The sequence below is a fragment of the Erwinia sp. S43 genome (genome assembly GCF_016624745.1).
Classification (GTDB): domain Bacteria; phylum Pseudomonadota; class Gammaproteobacteria; order Enterobacterales; family Enterobacteriaceae; genus Erwinia; species Erwinia coffeiphila.
The window spans coordinates 25,378-45,462 of the sequence record NZ_JACVTX010000007.1 but is presented as its reverse complement, the minus strand read 5'-3'; the positions used below and the strand labels follow the sequence as shown (position 1 = coordinate 45,462).

Annotated in this window: 18 protein-coding genes; 4 read left to right on the top strand and 14 right to left on the bottom strand. The window is 58.4% G+C overall.

The features are described 5' to 3' along the window. Positions 1-37: 37 nt before the first annotated feature. From IBT47_RS11270 to soxR, 4 genes are all read right to left on the bottom strand, one after another. Positions 38-1,687 carry a Na+/H+ antiporter gene (locus tag IBT47_RS11270; RefSeq protein ID WP_200560518.1) on the bottom strand — a complete coding sequence of 550 codons (1,650 nt, stop codon included), beginning with the start codon at positions 1,685-1,687 and terminating at the stop codon, positions 38-40. A gap of 195 nt (positions 1,688-1,882) precedes the next feature. Further along, complete coding sequence (locus IBT47_RS11265; RefSeq protein ID WP_200543124.1) at positions 1,883-3,232, bottom strand: NCS2 family permease; 1,350 nt, start codon at positions 3,230-3,232, stop codon at positions 1,883-1,885. Positions 3,233-3,575: 343 nt separating this feature from the next. Beyond that, the gene (locus IBT47_RS11260; protein WP_200560517.1) at positions 3,576-4,238 is read right to left on the bottom strand and encodes a glutathione S-transferase family protein; all 663 of its coding nucleotides are present in this window, start codon (positions 4,236-4,238) and stop codon (positions 3,576-3,578) included. Between the two features lie 41 nt (positions 4,239-4,279). After that, positions 4,280-4,747, bottom strand: coding sequence for a redox-sensitive transcriptional activator SoxR (gene soxR / locus IBT47_RS11255; RefSeq protein ID WP_105592207.1), 468 nt, complete (start codon positions 4,745-4,747; stop codon positions 4,280-4,282). 145 nt (positions 4,748-4,892) lie between these two features. Between soxR and soxS the strand changes: the two genes are divergently transcribed. Further along, entirely contained in the window at positions 4,893-5,315 is a 423-nt protein-coding gene (gene soxS / locus IBT47_RS11250; protein WP_105592208.1) for a superoxide response transcriptional regulator SoxS, read from the top strand. A gap of 10 nt (positions 5,316-5,325) precedes the next feature. Here the strand turns inward: soxS and IBT47_RS11245 are convergent, their stop codons facing one another. The 5 genes from IBT47_RS11245 to pgaA are packed head-to-tail and all read right to left on the bottom strand — an operon-like array spanning position 5,326 to position 12,442. Further along, positions 5,326-6,189 (bottom strand): GGDEF domain-containing protein, encoded by an 864-nt coding sequence (locus IBT47_RS11245; RefSeq protein WP_200560516.1) that lies wholly within the window; start codon positions 6,187-6,189, stop codon positions 5,326-5,328. 26 nt (positions 6,190-6,215) lie between these two features. Then, positions 6,216-6,638: a poly-beta-1,6-N-acetyl-D-glucosamine biosynthesis protein PgaD gene (gene pgaD / locus IBT47_RS11240; protein ID WP_200560515.1), complete on the bottom strand. Its 423-nt coding sequence runs from the start codon at positions 6,636-6,638 to the stop codon at positions 6,216-6,218. 5 nt (positions 6,639-6,643) lie between these two features. Continuing rightward, complete coding sequence (gene pgaC, locus IBT47_RS11235) at positions 6,644-7,972, bottom strand: poly-beta-1,6-N-acetyl-D-glucosamine synthase (protein ID WP_200560514.1); 1,329 nt, start codon at positions 7,970-7,972, stop codon at positions 6,644-6,646. Next, on the bottom strand, positions 7,969-9,978 hold the full coding sequence (pgaB, locus tag IBT47_RS11230) for a poly-beta-1,6-N-acetyl-D-glucosamine N-deacetylase PgaB (RefSeq protein ID WP_200560513.1): 2,010 nt from the start codon (positions 9,976-9,978) through the stop codon (positions 7,969-7,971). The genes pgaC and pgaB overlap by 4 nt, the downstream gene beginning before the upstream one ends. Before the next feature lie 10 nt (positions 9,979-9,988). Next, positions 9,989-12,442: a poly-beta-1,6 N-acetyl-D-glucosamine export porin PgaA gene (gene pgaA, locus IBT47_RS11225; protein ID WP_370569885.1), complete on the bottom strand. Its 2,454-nt coding sequence runs from the start codon at positions 12,440-12,442 to the stop codon at positions 9,989-9,991. 769 nt (positions 12,443-13,211) lie between these two features. Here pgaA and IBT47_RS11220 point away from each other — a divergent pair. Together IBT47_RS11220 and IBT47_RS11215 are read left to right on the top strand one after the other, a co-directional pair. After that, the gene (locus tag IBT47_RS11220) at positions 13,212-13,493 is read left to right on the top strand and encodes a YjcB family protein (RefSeq protein ID WP_105592214.1); all 282 of its coding nucleotides are present in this window, start codon (positions 13,212-13,214) and stop codon (positions 13,491-13,493) included. A gap of 278 nt (positions 13,494-13,771) precedes the next feature. Beyond that, positions 13,772-14,167, top strand: coding sequence for a transposase (locus IBT47_RS11215; RefSeq protein WP_200543117.1), 396 nt, complete (start codon positions 13,772-13,774; stop codon positions 14,165-14,167). 115 nt (positions 14,168-14,282) lie between these two features. Here IBT47_RS11215 and IBT47_RS11210 read toward each other — a convergent pair whose 3' ends face one another. Then, entirely contained in the window at positions 14,283-15,242 is a 960-nt protein-coding gene (locus IBT47_RS11210) for a DMT family transporter (RefSeq protein ID WP_200560512.1), read from the bottom strand. Between the two features lie 78 nt (positions 15,243-15,320). Then, the gene (locus tag IBT47_RS11205) at positions 15,321-16,151 is read right to left on the bottom strand and encodes an AraC family transcriptional regulator (RefSeq protein ID WP_200560511.1); all 831 of its coding nucleotides are present in this window, start codon (positions 16,149-16,151) and stop codon (positions 15,321-15,323) included. 182 nt (positions 16,152-16,333) lie between these two features. Here IBT47_RS11205 and IBT47_RS11200 point away from each other — a divergent pair, with 182 nt between their 5' ends. Beyond that, the gene (locus IBT47_RS11200) at positions 16,334-17,266 is read left to right on the top strand and encodes a VirK/YbjX family protein (RefSeq protein WP_200560510.1); all 933 of its coding nucleotides are present in this window, start codon (positions 16,334-16,336) and stop codon (positions 17,264-17,266) included. 4 nt (positions 17,267-17,270) lie between these two features. On the opposite strand, the gene IBT47_RS11195 is transcribed toward IBT47_RS11200, so the two are convergent. From IBT47_RS11195 to IBT47_RS27075, 3 genes are all read right to left on the bottom strand, one after another. Next, positions 17,271-17,735: a DUF3828 domain-containing protein gene (locus IBT47_RS11195; RefSeq protein WP_105592219.1), complete on the bottom strand. Its 465-nt coding sequence runs from the start codon at positions 17,733-17,735 to the stop codon at positions 17,271-17,273. Positions 17,736-17,869: 134 nt separating this feature from the next. Continuing rightward, positions 17,870-18,577 (bottom strand): alpha/beta fold hydrolase, encoded by a 708-nt coding sequence (locus IBT47_RS11190; RefSeq protein WP_200560509.1) that lies wholly within the window; start codon positions 18,575-18,577, stop codon positions 17,870-17,872. Next, on the bottom strand, positions 18,574-20,085 hold the full coding sequence (locus IBT47_RS27075; protein ID WP_234471851.1) for a J domain-containing protein: 1,512 nt from the start codon (positions 20,083-20,085) through the stop codon (positions 18,574-18,576). The genes IBT47_RS11190 and IBT47_RS27075 overlap by 4 nt, the downstream gene beginning before the upstream one ends.

The following is a 20,085-nucleotide window of genomic DNA, read 5'->3' as shown; positions in this document are numbered from 1 at the left end:
AAAAGGGCGGCCATTTCAACGGCCGCCCTGTGCAATATTACTCTTCTTTTTCGCTCAGCAGCGTTTCCAGCAGGTCAAGGTCGTGCAGCAGCTTTTGCATCGTTTCGTCGCTGATCTGTTGCGTAGCACGCAGGTGATACAGCTCGCCGCGCTCGGCACGCAGGCCGGTCAGGCGGAAGCGACGTTCCAGATTCTCCGCATACAGCGCGCGCTCCAGATCCTCTTTGCCATCCACCCGGCGGCGCAGATTACCAATCACCCGCGAACTGACCTCTTTCAGCAGCTCAGGGTCAGAAGTCTCTTCGCTATCGGCCAGCAGGCGCTCTTGCATTTTGTACAGGCTTTCAATCGCCGTTCCGGCCATTACCGCTCGTGCCATCTGCACTTCACGGCGGTGGCCCGTTTTATCGGTCCCTTCAATCCCACGCAGCAGCAGCGGTAAGATCACCACGCCCACCAGCAGGGAGAAGAGGATCACGCCGGTCGCGAGAAACACCAGCTCATAGCGTGCCGGGAAGTCGTTGCCGTTGCTTAACAACAGAGGAATCGACAGCACACCGGCGAGGGTAATCGCACCGCGCACGCCGGCAAAGGAGGCGATCAGCAGCTCACGCGTGGTATAGCTGGAAAACTCCATCGGGTGCTTTTTCAGCATATGGCGACTGATGTAGCGCATACCCCACAGCCAGCCAAAACGCACCAGCATCAGCGCGGCATAAATGGTGACAACGGAGGCAAACAGCACCCACAGTTCGACGTTCGGATCGGCATCGGCCTGCCGCACGGAAATCTCCAGAATGCCCGGCAGCTGCAGGCCCAGCATCAGGAACACCATGCCGTTAAAAACGAATTCCAGCATCTGCCAGGCGCCGTTGGCGCGCAGGCGCATGGCCAGCGGTGCCTGACGGATAATGCCGGAGCGGGAGATGGTCATCCCGGCAGCGACCGATGCCAGAATGCCGGAAACGCCAATGTGTTCCGCAATCAGGTAGGAGGCAAACGGCAGCAGCAGCAGCAGCACGGTCTGTGTTGCCGGGTCGTCACCGCTCCAGCGGCTGAACAGGCGCAGGGATTTACCGTACAGCCAGCAGATAGCGATACCCGCCAGCAGGCCGCCAATCGCCACCTTGAGGAATTCCAGCGAGGCGCCGGAAACGGTAAACACCATAGTGCCCATCGCCACCGCGACGGCAAACTTCAGCGATACCAGGCCCGATGCGTCGTTCATCAACGCTTCGCCCTGCAGGATCGCCATAATCTTTTTCGGGATGCGCCCTTCCCCAACGATGCCGGACAGCGCCACGGCATCGGTCGGTGACAGCACCGCCGCCAGGGCAAATGCCGGGATCAGCGGGATGCCCGGAACCAGCCAGTAAATCAGGTAGCCAATCCCCACCACGGTAATCAGTACCAGCACCAGCGCCAGGCCGATAATCTCGCGCCCGTGGTGCAAAAACTCACTGGTAGGGGTCTTCCAACCGTCGGCAAACAGCAGCGGCGGGATAAACAGCACTAAGAACAGCTCCGGATCGAAATCGACATGCAGACCAAACGTCGGCCAGGCGAGCAGTGCGCCCACGGCGATTTGAACCAGCGGCAGGGGAATTTGGAATGGGATCATTCGCGCGGCGACGCCCGACAGCGAAACGACCAGCATCAGGATCAGGATGGTAAAGAAGATTTCCATGTTTTCCTTTATTTATCTTCCAGTTGTGTGCAGGTGAACGCCGGCAAGGCAAGAGCCATGCCCTATCCGGCAGCGCCGTAAGACACTGGTTATAGTAAAGCAAATAAATAAACTGATGAAAAACAGGATGTGCGTCGAGGGGAAAATTCAGTGACATCTGAAGGTGGGGCCGAAGATTTCGGCCCCGGAACAGGATTAAATCGCCCAGCCGCCCGCGTAGAAGGCAACCAGTATTACCGCGATAACCACGGTGCCGATATTCAGCTTGCGCCATTCACCGGCTACGATGCGGCCAATCACCAGCGAACCGAAACCGATCATAATGCCGGTCACAATGTTGCAGGTCAGCACGATAAATACCGCGGCCAGCAGGCCGGACATCGCATCAACGAAATCATCGAAGTCGATTTTCGACACGTTGCTCAGCATCAGCAGGCCAACGTACATCAGCGCCGGTGCCGTCGCATAGCCCGGAACCAGATACGCCAGCGGCGACAGGAACAGGATCAGCAGGAACAGCACGCCAACCACCACCGCCGTCAGGCCGGTTTTACCGCCCGCCGCCGTACCGGCCGCAGACTCGATATACACCGCCGCAGGCGCTGCACCTACCAGACCGGAGAAGATGCTGCTCACCGAGTCGCTGGTCAGCGCTTTACCGCCGTCGATAATCTGATTGTTTTTATCCAGCAGGTTCGCCTGACCGGCAACGGCGCGAATGGTGCCGGTGGCATCAAATACCGCCGTCATCACCAGCGCCAGCACGCTTGGCAGTACCGCAGGCTGCAACGCACCAAGAATATCCAGGCTGAACACCAACGAGTTGCCCTGCGCATCGCTCAGGCTCGGCATGGCAAACAGACCCTGGTATTTCACCGAAGGATCAAAGATCAGCCCAATCACTGAAATTCCGATAATGGTCAACAGGATGCCACCGGGGACGCGGCGTTTTTCCAGACCAAAAATCACCGCCAGCCCCAGCAGCGACATAATTACCGGGAAGGAGACGAAGTGACCCAGCGCTACCGGCAGGCCCGGAGCCGGGTTTTTCACGACCAGGCCAACGCCGTCGGCGGCAATCAGCAGCAGGAACAGACCGATACCTACGCCAGTACCGTGTGCGACGCCCATCGGTAAATTGCGCAGTATCCAGGCGCGAATCCCGGTTGCGGAGATCACGGTAAACAGGATACCCATCAGGAACACCGCACCCAGCGCAACCGGCACGCTAATCTGCTGACCCAGCACCAGACTAAAGGCGGTGAATGCGGTCAGGGAGATGGCGCAGCCGATAGCCATCGGCAAATTCGCCCACAGTCCCATCAACAATGAGCCAAATCCGGCAACCAGACAGGTGGCAACAAATACCGCCGTCGGTGAGAAACCGGCTTTGCCCAGCATGCCCGGCACCACAATGACCGAATACACCATGGCCAGAAACGTGGTCAGACCGGCCAGAACTTCGGTACGCACGCTGCTACCGCGCGCGGATATTTTGAACCAGGTGTCTAACGTACCACCGGCCGGTTTAGAAGGAGTCGACATAGTAATCCCCTGAAATTTCTTATGAACTATTGCTGCGCGGCACCGTTGAAGCAAATGGACGTAAACGTTTGCGTCTTCGATGCAATATTCACGAGAAAAAGAATAAGGTTTCCTTTTTTCGTGTTTATAACCGCGTAATTTAGATGCTTAATTAAAAGGCAAACGATTATCCAGCGTTTAACGGTCTGTTTTCAACACCTGTTCACGGTTATCTTTATTTATTCCATAATCGGCAACTCGGTGATTCAACGTGAATCCCGGCTTAAAAGAAACTTTATAGAGATACGCGGTACGGCAAAAATAGCGCTTTCTTATGAACAGCTGAGAAAGCGCGAAAAATCCGTCAGGAGAGAGTGATTTCACCGCCCTTTTGCAACGCACGCTGCCAGGCACCGCGATGCTGAATTTTATCCAGCCAGTTTTGAATCCCCGGGCTGTCTGCACGACCACCTCGCGCGGTCAGCGCCAGCAGTGGAAAGCTCATCTGCACGTCGGCAATGCTGAAGCGGCTGCCGGCAAACCACGCATGCTGCGCCAGGTGCTGCTCGATGAACTTCCGATGGGTGGCCAGCTGCTTGTCCAGATACGCTTTCTGCACCCCTTTGCCAAACGCGCTGCCAACCGGCCTGAGCAGCCAGGGCACCGGTGCCTGACCCATCCGGCTGAAAATCAGCTTCATCACCAGCAGCGGCATCAGCGATCCTTCGGCATAGTGCAGCCAATAGCGGGATTGCAGCTGCTCCTCTTCTTCTATTAAAGTCAGCCTTTCTTCGTCGTCATAGCGCGACTCAAGGTACTCCAGAATCGCGCCGGACTCGGCAATCACCCGGTTGCCATCGGTGATAACCGGTGATTTCCCCAGCGGATGGATTTTTTTCAGCGCTTCGGGGGCCAGCATGCTCGGCTCTCGCTGATAGCGCTTGATCTGATAAGGCACGTCCAGCTCTTCCAGCAGCCACAGCACGCGCTGCGAACGGGAGTTGTTCAGATGATGTACGGTGATCATGCTCGCTCCTGTCAACGCCAAATCTGAAGTATAGGTTTGGCTCAGCTGCTTTTCACATCCAGCAGGATCGCCCCGGTCCCCTGTTCGCTCAGTCGGTCATTCGGGTTACGCAGCGGGCAGTCTTCCATGGAGAGGCAACCGCAGCCGATGCAGCCATCCAGATCGTCACGCAGGTGGGTGAGCATTTCGATACGGCTATCCAGCTCGTCGCGCCACTGCTTCGACAGCACCGCCCACTCTCTCGGCGACATGCGTTTACCCGGCGGGAACTGCATTAAGTTGTCGCCAATTGTCGCCAGCGGAATGCCGATACGCTGGGCAATCTTGATAATCGCCACCCGGCGCAGCACGTCTCGCGTATAGCGGCGCTGATTCCCCGCGTTGCGATGGCTGCTGATTAATCCTTTGCTTTCATAGAAATGCAGCGCAGAAACTGCGACACCGCAGCGCTGCGCCACGTCGCCGGGGGTCAGTTCGCGCTTGTTGGGGGAGTTGCCGCTTTTTTTCATTTAGCTCTTTACCTCAAGTTAACTTGAGGAATTATACTCAGCCTCCATTGAAAGGGCGAGATGCGTGTTCCATCGTGCCCATCCGTTTCTGATACGTCAGTTGTTATGACGGCCAGATTTGACGCAGAACCAGGGAGAAAAATGTATGCATGATGACATCATCCGCACCCTTACCGACTGGATCGAAAGCAATCTTGATAAAACGCTGTCGATTGATGAAGTGGCGGCCAAATCGGGCTATTCGAAATGGCACCTGCAGCGCATGTTCCGCACCGTGACCAAACAGACGCTAGGGGGCTATATTCGCGAGCGCCGCCTGACGCTGGCAGCAGAAGAGCTGCGGAAAACCCAGCGCCCGGTGTTTGATATCGCTATGCAGTATGGCTACGACTCACAGCAGACTTTTTCCCGCGTGTTCCGCCGTCAGTTCTCGCAAACGCCGACCGCCTATCGCCACACCATGCGTCGCCAGGCGCTCCAGCGCGGCAGCTGGAATTTCGACTGTAGCGACTTTGCGATGAGCGGCTTCTCGCGCAGCAGCAGTAAAGTCAGCACCGTCTGCAACTGACCCGCCCGGGTCAGCACGGTGCCGCCTCTCTCTCCGGTGGCACCCCGGGGGTCAGTTCCCAGAACGACGGGGACAAGAACCAGCCACCGCCCCGCTGTTTAATCTGATACATCGCGCTGTCCGCCTGGGCAAGCAGCACCTCAGTACTCTGATGGTGCTTGCCTAAGGCAACGCCAATACTCAGCGTCTGAGGTAATAGCGTACCGTCACCCAGTTTTACAGGCTGCCGCATCTCGGCGGTGATATCCCGTGCCACCTGCGCCGCCTGCTCTTCGCGATCGATCGACGTCAGCAGAATGGCAAACTCGTCGCCGCCGAGCCTCGCCACCAGATCGTCTTTACGCAGCCGGGCCCGCAGCCGCTGAGCGACAACCCTCAGCACCCTGTCGCCCGCCGCATGGCCGAACCGATCGTTGACCTCTTTGAAGCGGTTGCCGTCGATAAACAGTACGGCGATGCGCTGACGCTCCCGAAGATCCAACCAGCGTTTCTCCAACTGATAGGTAAACGCCGCGCGGTTGGGTAAACCGGTTAGCGTGTCGTGCAGCGCCTGATGGGCAAGCGTGTCATTTTCGCGCGTCAGGTGATGATGCCAGCGCTCCAGCTCCGCATTTAGCCGCCGGGTGAGGAAGCTGGCAATCAGTCCGCTGACCAACAGCGCCACGCTCAGCAGCAGCAGCAGTGGCCATAGATAGAAAGGCAGCTGCCCGCCCTGATGTGGTTTTTCCAGCGCCATTGCCAGCAATGAAATCAGCCCCGCCAGCAGGGCAACCGCCGCAATAATCAGATGGATGCGGTGGAATGATTTCCGCAGCGTCGGCAGCGTGCGCGACGGTGCAGCGGCAGGCGGGCTGTCATCCCGATCAATATTCATTTTTATGTCCTCCCTGAAAGCGGCCCTCAGGCCGGCTCCCGCAGAGCTTCGACCTGCGTGATACGCCCGTCGCTGTCGTGATACACCCGCAGCATATCGCTGCCGCTCAGCAGGCTGACATCCTGCTGGCTGATGTCAAAACTGCGTGCCACCTCAACTGGCTCCAGTCCTGGCCTGCGCCGACGGCGCTCGATGCGAAAACGCAGCTGGTTATACTTGGCCCAGCCGATCAGCAGCAGCGCATTAAACAGCCCGATGCCGATATACAGCGTCAGCGTACTCAGCCCGGAAACCAGCGGACGCGGGCCGCTGAAGGGCATGGTTTGCAGGACTTTGAGCAGCCCGGTGGTAAACAGCCAGATAAAGCCGCCCCAGCCAAACAGCGTCAGCACAAAATCGATAGCGCGCGGCACCCAGCCGCGCGGGGTGAAAATCAACGGATTCGCCATAGTTATTATCCTTTTTCGATGCCGCGATCGGGGCTTTCCCAACGGGCGCGCTGCTTTCTGGAGCGCAGCATCACTTTAGGGAACGCCACCAGCGTGGTGAACAGACTCAGCATCCAGTAGACCAGCGGATACCAGATGACCCAGAACAGAGAACCGGCCAGACGCGGCTCGTAGCGGCGTTCAATCAGCAGGCTGACGCTAAACTGCAGCAGACAGGTCACCGCCAGCACCATGCCGGTAAACTGCGGCGGGAACAGATCGTAAACCCGGATACTGTCGGGGATCGGCATCACCAGCCCCAGCAGGAACAGAATGACGCTTACCGCATAGGTGAAGGCCCAGATGGTTGACAGGCTGAATTCAAAGAACAGCGTCCACATCCGGCGATACTCCCAGGACCAGATATGACGCAGATTTTTCAGGAACACCTCTGCTCCGCCCTGCGCCCAGCGCAGCCGCTGGCGCCACAGGCCTTTCAGCGTTTCCGGCATCAGTATCCAGCACAGCGCACGCGGTTCAAAAAACACCGACCAGTGACGCAGCTGTAGCTTCCAGCTGATATCAATATCTTCGGTGATCATGTCCGGGCTCCAGTAGCCGATTTCCGCCAGCGCGCGGCGGCGGAACGCGGCGACCACGCCGGAAACGGTAAACACCTGACCGTAAACCCGCTGTGTGCGCTTGATCAGGCCGATAATCGAGGAGAACTCACCCACCTGAATTCGACCAATCAGCGTCGAGCGGGTGCGGATACGTGGATTACCGGTCACCGCCCCCACGCGCGGATTATTCAGCAGCGGTGCCACCAGCCAGGCAGCGGCGTCCCTGTCCAGCAGCGCGTCGCCATCAATGCACACCAGAAAGTCGCTGCGCGCGGCGGCGGCTCCGGTCTGTAGCGCAATCGCTTTCCCCTGATTAGCCGCCAGGTGGATCACCCGCAGTTTGGGGTGGCTGACAGCCATCGCATCCAGCACGGCGGCGGTGTTGTCTTTAGAACCGTCGTTAACGGCGATCACTTCGATATTGCTGTAGCGCTGGCCCAGTGCCGCCCGCAGCGTCTCCTCAGCGTTAGCCTCTTCGTTGTAGCAGGGAACAATAATCGAAATCAGCGGATTCCCTTCCAGCTCGGGGGCCGCGACGTCTTTGCCCCATTTCCAGTGGCGTTCACGATAAAACCAGAAATAGAGTCCGCCGGTCATCCAGATACCGGACATAAACAGCGGCCAGAAGAAAACGAAGTTCAGCATCACTTCACCGGTATAAATCACCGTAATACCGAACGGTATGCTCAGCACCAGGCAGAGCATCAGAAAGGCAAGAATACGATCGATCATGGCAGCGGATACCAGGTTGATGAAAACACGGGACGGATGTCGTTCAGCGCAGGGCTGTCGTTAAGAAAATCATCCGGGTAGTAGCCAAAGCTCTGCGCACCGCTGGTTTGCAGCTGTTTCATCCAGCTCGCCAGCTGTGCCGCCGGGATAGCGCCGTGCTGTTCCGGCTGACGCCAGTCGCGGGCCTGTAGCTCAAAGACGGTCTTCTTCAGCGCGCCGGGGCGGCGACCCACTTCGGTCACCAGCTTGTCCAGCCAGGCGTTGCTTTCCGGCATCGGCACTTTTTCCATCAGCGGCATCGCCATCGGCGCAACCCAGTCATAGGCCTGCAGGAAGTCGTCAAGATTCTGCGCAAACCACGCTTCGCTCTGCGGTTCCAGGATCGGCAGGGCAAAGATATTGCGCGCGGTTTTCACCTGTGGCCCGCGAATAGCCCGCACGTCAGCGGTCAGCTGGCGGGTGAAGTCGATCAGCGTGCGGCTCTTGAAGCGCGTCCAGCGCTGGAAGGTGGCAGGATCGCGACGAATCTCGGCGATCGACGCCGGGAATCCGGCGGCCTGATAGGCGCGCATAGCATCCAGGCTGGCATCTTCATCATCGGCGAGCACCGCGTCATCGTGGTAGACGATCCCGCTGAACACCGCGTGACTGGCCAGATCCTGGTAGATCTCACGAATGCGATCGCGGGCCACTGCGCTGTAAGGCGACAGGCGCTGATACTGCTGCGGGTCCACACGGGTCTGCCCGGTTTTCAGATCGATTTTCTCCACGCGCGGCAGCGATTTATCCAGATCGAAGGCCAGCACCGGCATCCAGGCATACACCTCAGCACTGGTGCGGGTGGCGATCTGCCACGCCACGCGGTTAAACAGATCCTCGCGTACCGGCAGCCAGCGGTTGGGGAAATAGAGCTCATGCACCAGCCCGTCGCCGTCCGGATCGGCGAAGGCCTGTAAGAAGACGGTGTTCGCCCCGGAGTCGGCCACACGCTGGATCAGCTTGTCTAAATTACGCGCCTGCTGCTCAGGGTCGGCATCGTAGACGTAGTCGAGATCGACATGCATCACCCGCATGTCGCTGGTTTCCTGCACCTCAACCACCCGCCGGGCAAAGCTTTCCAGGCTGGGGTTATTGGCAATCAGCAGGCGCGGCACGTTGTCCAGCGCATCAACGGAAGCCAGCCCGTCATCCAGCGTCATCGCCATCTGGTAGCCGTGCTGACGCACGATGCTCAGCGCTTCACCGCCGGCGGCACCGTAAGGCCAGACCCAGACGCGCGGCGCTTTGCCGGTGGCCTCGGTAATACGCTGAGTGATTTTCTCCACGTCTGCATTCACCCGCTGGCGGTACTCGGCCCCGGTTTCATAACGCTGCTGTTTGGTATCGTAGCGGCGGTTCACCGCATACGGCTCGCTGTTGCCCTGCGGGTTGGATACCTCGCCCTCGTGCTGGGCCCAGGTGTGCGCACCGATTTCAACCAGCCCGGAGCGGGACATCTCGGCGATCTGTTGCCAGGTGGTGAAGCGATCGCGCGGCGTCATCAGCCCGCCAAAGTTTACCGGCTGCCCGGTGGGGGTATCGATCCAGCTGCCCACCGGGGCCAGCACCGCGTGCCAGCGGTACGCCTGTAACAGCGGCCAGACGCGGCGATAAAAACTGCTGTAGCCGTCGTCGAAGCTGAGCAGTACCGCTTTTTCCGGCAGTGGTTTCCCCCCGGCTTTGGCGGTGAGGATCTCATCCACCGACACCGGGTGATAGCCGTTTTCCCGTAGCCAGGCGAACTGATCGTTCAGCGCGCTGCTGCGCACCGACAGGTAGCGCTGATCGGCGGACTCATCCTCCACGTCGTGATAGGCGAGGACAATAAAGTGATTTTTCGGCCACGGCTTTTCCGCCGCTGACAGCTGGCGGTCAGCGGGAGAGAGAAAGCGCGGGCGCTCGGCCTGGCTGCATCCGTTTAGCAGCAGCGCGACAGGCAATAATAGAAGAAGCATGAACAAACGCATCGTCTGATCCTCAGAATCGGTAGTTCATATCAAATGAAACAGAAAGGTTTTGCTCGCGAACGCCGTCATACGGGCGTTTATCCCACGTCAGCTTGACGCCGGTATCCAGCACGTCGTTCCAGCGAACCCGCTGGCCGTAGCTGACCGTGGTCACCGCGCCGCTGCCCTGCCCCTGCTGCCAGTAGGCACCGGCACCCACCTCAACCTGCTGGCTCCATTCGGTCTGATAGTGGCGATACATCAGGTGATCGAGGCTCAGCGCAGGCACCACCGCCAGATCCCGCGACGGGCTGTAGTAAGGCGTATCCGTTTTACTGTTGTGGCTGCCGCTGATATTCGGCGTGAAGTCGAGGGTATAGCGCGCGCCCGAGGTCAGCCGTTCCGAGCCGTCAACCGACCACTCAACGCGGTTGTTACCGTCCGAGAACCAGGACGGCGCGACGGAGACCTGCCATTCGCGGCGTTCGCTCTGCCGCCAGCGTGCCCAGAGATTACCGCCGTTGACGGTGATGCCGTTGCGCAGTGCCTGTAGCGGCGCTTCACGCATCAGCCGCTCCGCGCTGCCGCCGATGCGCCAGCTATCGCTAAAATCGTGCCAGCCCGACAGCCGCGCACCGATTTTCTGCCCGCTGCCGTAGCGCTGGCCGTTCAGCTCCGCTTCCGCCCAGTTGTCGCGCGCGCGGTACTCCACGCCGCCGCGCACGCTGCGGTTAATACCCCGGCCTTCACTGAACTCGCTGTCGGCAAACGACAGGCCGGTGAAGACCCGCCAGTTCTCTTCGATGGGCGGACTGTAGAGCAGCGCATCGAGGGAAAGATCGTTAGCGCCGCTGACCGGGCTGTCGGAGTTGATGCCGTGTTCACCCTGCACGCGCAGCTCGGCGTAGCGATGCACATCGCGCAGGCGATCGAGCCGCTGCGTGCTGCGGCTTTCCGGCTGGCGCTCGATCACGTCATCCGCCAGCAGGTCGGCCTGCCGCCACTCCTGCAGCTCCAGCGCGGTCAGCCCCTGCTGCGTTTCCAGCCCCAGACTGCGCGGCTCCATGCTCTCCACCCGCTTCAGTTCGGCTTCCGCCCGGCGCGGCCAGCCGCGGGTCAGCCACAGGCTGGCTACGTCGATCTGCAATCCCTGATTGCCCGGCGCGGTGCGCGCCAGATGTTCGGCCTGCTGCTGTGCCGCAGGCAAATCGTCATGCAGCAGCGCCGACTGAACCTGCAACTGCTGCGCATCCAGCCAGTCGTCGTTAGGCACCCGTTCCGGTGAACCGAAAATATTGAGCAGATACGGGCTGGAGGCAACGAACCGATCGCTCTGCCGGCGTGCGGCATCGGGCTGCTCATCCTCGGCCAGCGCATAGAACAGATCGCTCTGTTCGGTGCGGCTGAGCGGGCTGGATGAGGTTTCCGGCGACAGCGACTGATAGAGTGCCACCGCGCGATCCGGCTGGCGCAGCCAGAGGAAGGCGGCCGCCACCCAGCGGCGGGCATAGGTCGGGATCACCGCGCCCTCTGCCGTCAGCCGCTGGTACTCATCCACCGCTTCCTGCATCCGGCTGCGGGCCACCAGCGCACCCAATCTGTCGATGCGCGCCTGCTGATAGTCAGAATGAGCGGCAGGGTCGTGCTGCCAGGCCGCCAGCAGCGGCTGATAGTCGGCCAGCGCCCGATCGGCGACGGTAAAGCGCTCCGCTTCCGAGCGGCTGGGTGCAAAGGCAATACGTACTTTTTCCGCCACGGCATCGCGCTGCAGTCTGCGCAGCTGCGCCGCATCGGGGCTTGCGTGCGGAGCCTGAAGCAGCGCCGGGCCGCTGACCCGATTGAGGGAGAGCGCGTTCAGGTAGTTTTGTTCAATCTGCCGATCGCCGGAGAAGCGCAATTCCGCCTGGCTGGCGGACTGTAGCGCATCCTCTTTTTTCCCGGCGGCAAACTGAACGTAGGAGAGATCGAGCCAGCGACGCGCGGTGGCAGCCTGTCCGACACGCTGCTGCGCCAGCGGCAGAGCTTGCGCACTGCGCCCGGCATCGGCCAGGGTCATCAGATAACCGCTGTACAAATCGTCGTTGCCCGGCTCGCGAACCAGCGCCCGCAGCCAGAGCGCCAGCGACGGCTGCCACTGGTGCAGATTGCGCAGCGAACCGGCCACCGCCTGCAGGCCACGCACCGGCAGCGTCACCTGCCGGTCGTAGCGCTGCCAGACGGCCACCACCTGACGATCGTTCCCGGCCCAGTTGGCAATCTGCAACCAGTCGGCTATTTCACTCGCACTCAGCGTTCGTCTTGCGGCTTCACCGTCGAAGAATCGCAGAGCAGGAGCATTGTTCCCCTCACGGGCGGCAACGATCAGAGCGTCATAATTCTGCGCCGCTGCCAGCGATGGCAGGGTGCTGAATGTGAGTAATAACGCGACCGCTTTTTTCCGCTGGTGTGGGCGGCATTTCAACCTGGAAAAGCAACAAAATAACACGGCAACTCCTTATTATTTTACTTATCCGTACAGATGTATTGTTGGATTTTTTATTTATTTAAATTATTAGAGCGACGGAATCCCCACCCAAAATCAGCTTTCGGGAGAATAGGCAGTCGTATCATTTGTGATCAAAATCCTACATATCATTGGCAATCTGTACAACTTTCCAGGCTTCGGATTCCTCTTAAACCGTTGTAATCCAGGCTTATTTTCTAAAATTCAATATCAATAAATTATTTATTTTCAAGCAATTACCAAACTCACCATACCAGTTGAAATAAGACTAATCCCGCGGGCTAACGCAATTTATAAAAAAGCTTTTGTTCAAAAAATGAAAAACTAAATTCCCATCAGACAAATTAATCAGTGCTGTCATGATTATTTAATCGGGAAAATGAAAACGACAAAACTCCAGTAATAAATGGATCTGATTTTCACCGCACGGCCTTAGTTGATTCACTGCCTTTATGCAAAGTGAAAAAGCCTTTTTCGATGGGCAAATTTAATCACCGTGATAAATTTCATTCCTTTTGATTAAGAAAAACCAGGCATACCGCATAACGACAGGGCGCTTTCCACGAGACAAAAAACTGTCATATCGTGCGTAAATTTCGTTCAACTTTTAAAAACCGATGATATAATGTGACCGTCGTCACACTTCCTTGACATTTAATGTCAGTCCGGAAAGAGCCTACCTGGCAGCTCTTGTTCCGCTTTCGGTGATGCCGCTTCCAGTCTGTCAGGACCGATCATCGTGGAGTAAAACATGGGTACAATTACTGCCAGCGTTATGCTGATGAGATGGGAACTGCTGAGCGCAGTAATGATGTTTATCGCCAGCACGTTTAACGTGCAGTGCCGTAAAGCCAGCCGCAACGCCATGGCGTTCGTCTTTACCGGCATCGGTATTGGCATGTCGTGCTGGTTCGTCACCGGCCTGTTGGGGATTAGCCTGAGCATGGAAAATTTATACAACTTCTGGCATATCACTAAAGACGTGTTTATCAACGTTATGAGCCAGACGCCGCCGGACTGGCCGATGCCCTGATTTCCCGGCCCGATGAAGAACTCTTCATCGGGCAATGTTGTTTTCAGTTCCCCCTTCACTTCCCTCTTCTTTGCTACTTTGTTAAAACCGCGTGGAATTACCTCAGGCTCTAAAATAACCCTCACCGCAATAATCCGAATCAGAGTTTATTTTTAAATCCACAGGAATTTTCCTAATCGCATATCGTGAAATACTGATATAAAATAGCCGAACTACCTCAGCACGAATTAACTCCAGTTATTATCGCCATATTATAGTTAAGAAAGGTAATAGCATTTATGAGAAAGTCACGATATACGGCAGAACAAATCAGCAGAGCAATTAAAGATTCAGAAGAAGGTATTAAAGTTAAACAAATTTGTGAAAACCTCGGTATTTCTGAAGCGACCTTCTACAGTTGGAAAAAGAAGTACGCCGGATTAAATTCAGAACATGGAAGAAAAATCAAAGAATTAGAAGAGTCACTGCACAGCCTGTCGCGCGAACTGCAGCTGATTTCCTCCGATAAAGAACTGCTTCAGAGTATTGTGAAGAAATTCTTCACCACCGGCGATAAGCGTAAAGCGGTCACCTTTCTGCAGGATACCCACAACGTGGGAACCCGCCGCAGCTGCCGCCTGCTGAATATCAGCCGCAGCGTTTATCACTACCCTTGCAGCTGTGACAGTCAGTAGTCTCCTGACAGCAGAAATTATTTATCACTCGTTAACATTAGCCACCGACCGGGCAAGTAATATGCGGTCGGTGCTAATGTTTTCGCTAAAGTTAACGCAGCATACTGTCTGATGATTATTCGTTCAGCGGCACAATCCGTGGCTGAGGCTTAATCCGCATCGCCACCACCACCCCGCTAATCAGGCAGATAATGCCGCAAAACGTCAGCAAAGGTGGCCACGCCTGGCGCAGGGCAAAGGTATAGGCCAGCCCGGCCAGCGTTTCAAATACGATTAACGGCCCGAGCAGCACCGCAGGCAGGCGCTGGCTGGCTTCATTCCAGCACAGCGTCCCCAGCCACGAGCACAGCAGCCCGATAGCCAGCATAAGCGCGATAAATACCCCCGGCTGTGGGCCAAACGGCAGACTAAACTCAGGCTGCGTCAGATGCAGCTGCCCCATCACCAGCAGATAGCCCAGCAGCGCCAGCGGCAGCGTTGCCAGCCCCTGCGCGGTTGCCCAGGTACCGGGGCGCAGCGTCGGATGCTGCCGCAGCCAGCGCGAGTTGCGCAGCGGATACCACGTCCAGCAGATAACCGCAGCCAGCGCCAGCGCGATACCGCTGAAATAGCGCCACGGGTCGAACTGCTGCCCGGCCCCGTTCATTTCAGCCACGTTAACGCAGGCCAGCCCGCAGACGATCAGCAGCAGTGCAGGAGCCAGGCTCCGCCAGCTGAGTCGGCCATCATCGCCGCCGTAAAACAGGTTAGCGCAGACCGCAATCACCACCGGCAGCGTGCCGATAATCATCGTGGAAACCGGTGCGCCGGTGCGCTGGATAGCCGTCGCCAGAAAGGCGTAGTAAAGCAGATTCCCCACCAGCGTCAGCTTAAACGCTTCCCGCAAGTCATCCCCCGTCAGACCGCGCAGGCGCTGGCGATCCTGCCAGGCCAGCGGCAGCGCAATCAGCCCGAAGGCCAGATAGCGTCCCATGGACTGCAGGGTTCCCGGATAGTCCGGAACCAGCAGCGGCCCGACAAAGATCAATCCCCACATCAGCCCCGCTCCGAGGGCAAATAAAATTCCCGCTAACATCGTTCACTCCAGATAGCACACAACAGCAATACCGTATTATGAGGGGGGATGGCGCGGCGGGGATTGTAGCAAATTGCGCTAACCGCTCTGGCGGACCTGCTTCTGATAGCGGGCGGGGGTGATGCCATAACGGGCGGCAAAACTGCGGGTCAGATGTGCCTGGTCGGTCAGCCCGACGGCGGCGGCAACCTCGGCTGAGGGCATGCCATCGATCAGTAGCTGACGGGCCTGATAGAGACGAAAAGCCATCAGCATCTGATGCGGGGTAACGTGATACTGCGCCTTAAACTGACGCTGGAAATGATAAGGGCTGAGCGACATCAGCGCGGAGAGATCGCCGAGCGTGATACGCTCCGCCAGATTATCGCGCAGATAGTCGCGTACCCGATCGAAGCGGTGGCGGGCCGGAGCCTCCGAGGGGCAAACATTACGGGCGTGGGGGCGCAGTACGTCACAAAGCGACAGCAACAGCCCATCAATCGCCAGAGCATCGTCCGTCTGCCACAGCCGGGAGAGGATCTGCGAAACTTCGCGCGCGTGCTGCGGGTGATGGCGCACCGCGCGGTCAAACCACCAGCCCGATTCGCCGGTCAGCTCGGCAAGCCGCTGCGGCTCAAGGTAGATCATACGATACTGCCAGCCGCCCTCGCTGGCGGATTCGCCGGTATGCAGCTCGTCCGGATTCATTAACACCAGCGAGTCGACCGGGGCCAGGTGCTGTTCACCGCGATAGCGAAACCGCTCGGCACCGATGTCGATCGTTCCGATGCCAAACGCTTCGTGGGTGTGTGGCTCAAAGGCATAGTGCGTGATGTGCGCGCGATACAGCTCTACGCCCTGCACGCCGGGTAAATGGCGGAAGCTGGCGCGGTCCTGCTCGTAGCAAAACTGTTCCGGTACACCTTCCACTTTCGCCTCCTCGCTGAAAAATCGACCATCAGTTTACGACGTTCAGGTCGCGTCGAAAAGTGCTGATTAAACCCCGGTTAAACGGCTCACCTGTGCAGTAAAAGCCCTCGCACTCATTGTGACTCTATTTATCTGGCACCTGCTCAAATACGGTTTTAACCAGCGGAAAAGGATAATCTGCTATGTCGGAAATTCTTCTCACTCCACGTACGAACAACGGCCTTGCGTTATTTTCAGCATTAATTGGCGGCCAGCTGGCGCCGGAAAAGCTGTGGCTTTCGCCCTCGTGGCGCGCCAAATTTCTGCTGCGCTCCATGCTGACCCCCGTCAGCAGCTGGCAGCATATGCGCCATATCGCCGCCTTTGCGCCGATGCAGCAGATTTTGCCGCAGCAGCCCACGCTGCCGGGAAAAATCCACCGCCCTTACCTGCATCTTGGGTTGTCGGTCAGCCAGCGCGTGGCGGCGCTGCACGATCATTACCGCTTCGTCTCGCAGCTGGCGTGTGAAGAGCTGCGCCAGGCGATGCTTAGCGCGACAGATTTCGCACTCGCCCGCTTCAGTGGGAAAGACGGTGAGGCCATAGCGATCACCATGATATGCAACGGTCGCTGCGAGCGAGAAGGGGAAGTGAATTTACTCCTCCACTGCGACGGCACTCTGCTGGGAGTGCTGACGTTTGCCGTGACCGAGCGCAATGGCAAACCGCAGCTGATCGTCGGCGGCCTGCAGGGCGCTCACCGCGATACGCCGCATGAATTTATTCGCCACGCCACCAAAGCGTGCCACGGGCTGTTCCCCAAAAGAGTCCTGCTGGAAGCGCTGATGCAGCTCGCCGCGGCGATGGGCATTCAGCAGATTTATGCGGTGCGCGATGGCGGCCATGTGTTCTATAGCCTGCGCTATCGCCTGAAAAAAAGGGCGCTGTTTCACGCCTGCTATGATGAGTTCTGGCAGTCGGTTAACGCGACGGTGGCATCGCGTCATTTATACCAGCTGCCGCTCAGCCTGGCGCAAAAACCGCTGGAGGAGATCGCCAGTAAAAAGCGCGCCGAATACCGCCGCCGCTATGCGCTACTTGACCAGCTGCATCAGCAGCTGAGCCGGTTTAGCTAATCACTTAACCGGCTGGCGGTGGTTCAACGCCGGCGGCCGGTTCCAGCTGTACGTCGTCAATCTTCCAGCCGTCGTGCTCATGCACCAGCGTGACCAGCAGATGCTGTTGATCGGTCGGGTCGCGCCCGAGGGTCACATCGCCAAAGGCGCGATTGCCGTTCAGCGTGAAATCGCTGACGCTGACGTTATTCACCCAGCCGTCGCTGTAGTCCTGATCCTGCAGAAAGTAATCATCATCCATGCCTTCCGGGCTTTTAATCAGCAGATTAATTTTTTGCAGCAGCCGCTGGGTCACATACTCACTCAGCAGCGGATCGTGCTCATCAATCGGGCTTTCTTCTTTGCTCAGCGCCGTCAGATACCAGCTGTAGAAGGCCACGCTGGTACTGTGCGGATCGGCATTATGCTCTGCCGCCATCGCCTGAAAGGCGAATATCGGGGCAATCAGCATCAATAACCACTTTTTCATTCCAACCATCCCGGATTAACCACGACTTGTTTTCCTCAATCAGCCCAGGCACTCCATGCCGCCTGTGATTGTATTGAATTTACGCGGCTAATCCAGTGTTCCCGGCGGTGTTCCCGGCTTTTTTTGGTAACTGTTTATCGGCGAGTGATACAGGTGTTAATCCACTCCGTCAGGATCGCCGCCAGCCGCTGTGGCTGTTCAAGCGGCAGCATATGGCCGGAATCCTCCACCAGCCGGAATTCCGCATCAGGGATCGCCTCACACAGCGCCCGCGACTCCGCCAGGCTGCGCATGCGATCGTCTGCGGCAGCAACCACCAGCGTCGGGCAGCGAATGTCGGCCAGCAGATGGCTGTCACTGTTGCGCGCCATCAGCAGCTGACGAATCCAGGTTTCCCGCCCCAGCCGCAGGCTCATATCGAGGATCTGCTGCACCAGCTGCGGATCGTCTTCATGCTGCTGGCCCAGCGACAGCTTAATCGCCCGGTGGCTCAGCCCGCGGAATGGACCGCTGTCCTGCTCAAGCTTCCCGGCGACCGTCGCTTTAAACTGCGACTGCATCACGCTGTCTGCTGCACTGGAGGTGGCAATCAGCACCAGCCCCCGTACGCGATGCGGTACCTGGCGAGCAATCTCGCGGGCGACAAAACCGCCCATCGAAAACCCCACCAGCACGAACTCCGGCGGGCAGCACTCCAGCACGCTCGCGGCCATCTCCTCGACCGATTCTCCCTGCGACAGATCGCCAAAGGTCAGCGGGCCTGTCGCCTCCAGCTGCGGCAACAACCCCTGCCACAGCCCGGCATCGCACATCAGTCCGGGCAGTAATACCAGTGCGGTCATCGGTAGTGCTCCAGAACATTATTGGCCAGCTTGAAAAACTCATACATCACGGCGCAGCTGCCAAAATAGACGATCAGCCCGGTAATCGCCCCCAGCAGGCGTGACGGTATTGCTCGCGGTGCGTTCCACGGCGCGGCCAGCAGCCAGTTGACCAGATGACCCGGCAGGCAGATAACGGGCACGCCGCGCTCGCGGATGCGCCATACCCCGCTGAGCACAATCAGCGCCAGCATGATTTCAAGCAGCCCCGCAAGCTCTGCCCGGTGCCCCAGCAGCTTCGGCAGGCCAAAATGCATCAGCACCAAAAAGAGGGCAACCACCAGGGTCGAGAGTATGCCTTCAATCAGCAGCCAGACGCCCAACACGATCTGCCAGCGCCGCAGCGTTTGGAAAACCAGATCGTGGCCGTAGAGGTAAAACAGAATCAGTACGCCGCTCAGCGTCAGCACCGGCCATGTTGGATGTGCTTCAACCGCGCTGCGGTTAATGACCACGCCCCAGAACAGCAGCAGATACACGCCAGCCCAGCTCAGGGCAACGTGCTTTTCCTGAAAGAACCGTTCCTGAAAGCACTTTTCCTGGCTGTACTGCAATACCATCGGATTGATGCGGTCGGTCAGCTCGGGATAGCGGGTGCACAGTTCATCCACCTGCTTGCTCATATCGGCGAGAAAATTGGGGATCAGCCTTGCCCACAGCGGCATTTTCTCGTCGCTGCCGGCGATTAACGCCACCATCCGTTTTTTGCGCCAGGAATCCCCGGCGGAATGCAGCAGCGCCTGCCAGCTTGCTCCCATTGCCGTGCGGCGTGCAGCGCGGTTAAGCTGCCACACCAGGCGGCCCGACAGCAGCCGGGTATCATCGTAGCCGTCCAGCCCCCAGCCAAGCGTTTCCGACAGGCGCATCAACAGCTCTTCGGTCAGTCCCGGCCGGTCAACCAGCGCCTGTGCCAGCTGCTGGTTGAACTGCTGCTGCTGCAACAGCGAGCCGTTAGCCGCAACCCGCAGCCAGGTTTCCTCCAGCTGCGCCATGCCCTGCTCTGATGCCAGCAGCCGATCCGCCAGCCGGTTGATTTCTTTTATGCTGTAGGCGGGCGGCGGCAGAGGGATATCTTCCGCGTTATCTGACGTCATGCCTGTGCGATTGGGCGAATTCTCAATGTCTTCCGGCAACAGAATGCGATCAGCGGCATGTGCGCCCGCCTCCTCGTCGGAGATTACAGCGCCATCACGCCGAACACCGTCGCCGTTTCCGCTGAACGCCACACCATCGTCATCAAGCACCAGCGTTAAGCCAGCTTCCCCGGGCTGAACCTGGAAGCCAAAACCGGCCAGTTCGCCCGGCGCGCTGGCGGCATACTGCTTCGCCTGCTCCCACGCCTCGCGCAGCCGCTGATAGCCTTCAGGATCGCGATCCGGGCGGTGCTGCTTCAGCTGCTTCACATAGGCGCGGCGGATCTCACTCTCGTCACGGGTCGGATCGATCCCCAGTACACTCCATTCGTTCAT

What these genes read in the sequence shown, in the direction of transcription:
- pgaC (WP_200560514.1), bottom strand. Translation starts at nt 7,972, where the DNA reads ATGATCGATCGTATTCTTGCCTTTCTGATGCTCTGCCTGGTGCTGAGC.
- IBT47_RS11270 (WP_200560518.1), bottom strand. Translation starts at nt 1,687, where the DNA reads ATGGAAATCTTCTTTACCATCCTGATCCTGATGCTGGTCGTTTCGCTG.
- soxS (WP_105592208.1), top strand. Translation starts at nt 4,893, where the DNA reads ATGCATGATGACATCATCCGCACCCTTACCGACTGGATCGAAAGCAAT.
- IBT47_RS11200 (WP_200560510.1), top strand. Translation starts at nt 16,334, where the DNA reads ATGTCGGAAATTCTTCTCACTCCACGTACGAACAACGGCCTTGCGTTA.
- IBT47_RS11215 (WP_200543117.1), top strand. Translation starts at nt 13,772, where the DNA reads ATGAGAAAGTCACGATATACGGCAGAACAAATCAGCAGAGCAATTAAA.
- IBT47_RS11190 (WP_200560509.1), bottom strand. Translation starts at nt 18,577, where the DNA reads ATGACCGCACTGGTATTACTGCCCGGACTGATGTGCGATGCCGGGCTG.
- IBT47_RS27075 (WP_234471851.1), bottom strand. Translation starts at nt 20,085, where the DNA reads ATGAACGAATGGAGTGTACTGGGGATCGATCCGACCCGTGACGAGAGT.
- IBT47_RS11265 (WP_200543124.1), bottom strand. Translation starts at nt 3,232, where the DNA reads ATGTCGACTCCTTCTAAACCGGCCGGTGGTACGTTAGACACCTGGTTC.
- pgaD (WP_200560515.1), bottom strand. Translation starts at nt 6,638, where the DNA reads ATGGCGAATCCGTTGATTTTCACCCCGCGCGGCTGGGTGCCGCGCGCT.
- soxR (WP_105592207.1), bottom strand. Translation starts at nt 4,747, where the DNA reads ATGAAAAAAAGCGGCAACTCCCCCAACAAGCGCGAACTGACCCCCGGC.
- IBT47_RS11260 (WP_200560517.1), bottom strand. Translation starts at nt 4,238, where the DNA reads ATGATCACCGTACATCATCTGAACAACTCCCGTTCGCAGCGCGTGCTG.
- pgaB (WP_200560513.1), bottom strand. Translation starts at nt 9,978, where the DNA reads ATGCGTTTGTTCATGCTTCTTCTATTATTGCCTGTCGCGCTGCTGCTA.
- IBT47_RS11245 (WP_200560516.1), bottom strand. Translation starts at nt 6,189, where the DNA reads ATGAATATTGATCGGGATGACAGCCCGCCTGCCGCTGCACCGTCGCGC.
- IBT47_RS11220 (WP_105592214.1), top strand. Translation starts at nt 13,212, where the DNA reads ATGGGTACAATTACTGCCAGCGTTATGCTGATGAGATGGGAACTGCTG.
- IBT47_RS11210 (WP_200560512.1), bottom strand. Translation starts at nt 15,242, where the DNA reads ATGTTAGCGGGAATTTTATTTGCCCTCGGAGCGGGGCTGATGTGGGGA.
- IBT47_RS11195 (WP_105592219.1), bottom strand. Translation starts at nt 17,735, where the DNA reads ATGAAAAAGTGGTTATTGATGCTGATTGCCCCGATATTCGCCTTTCAG.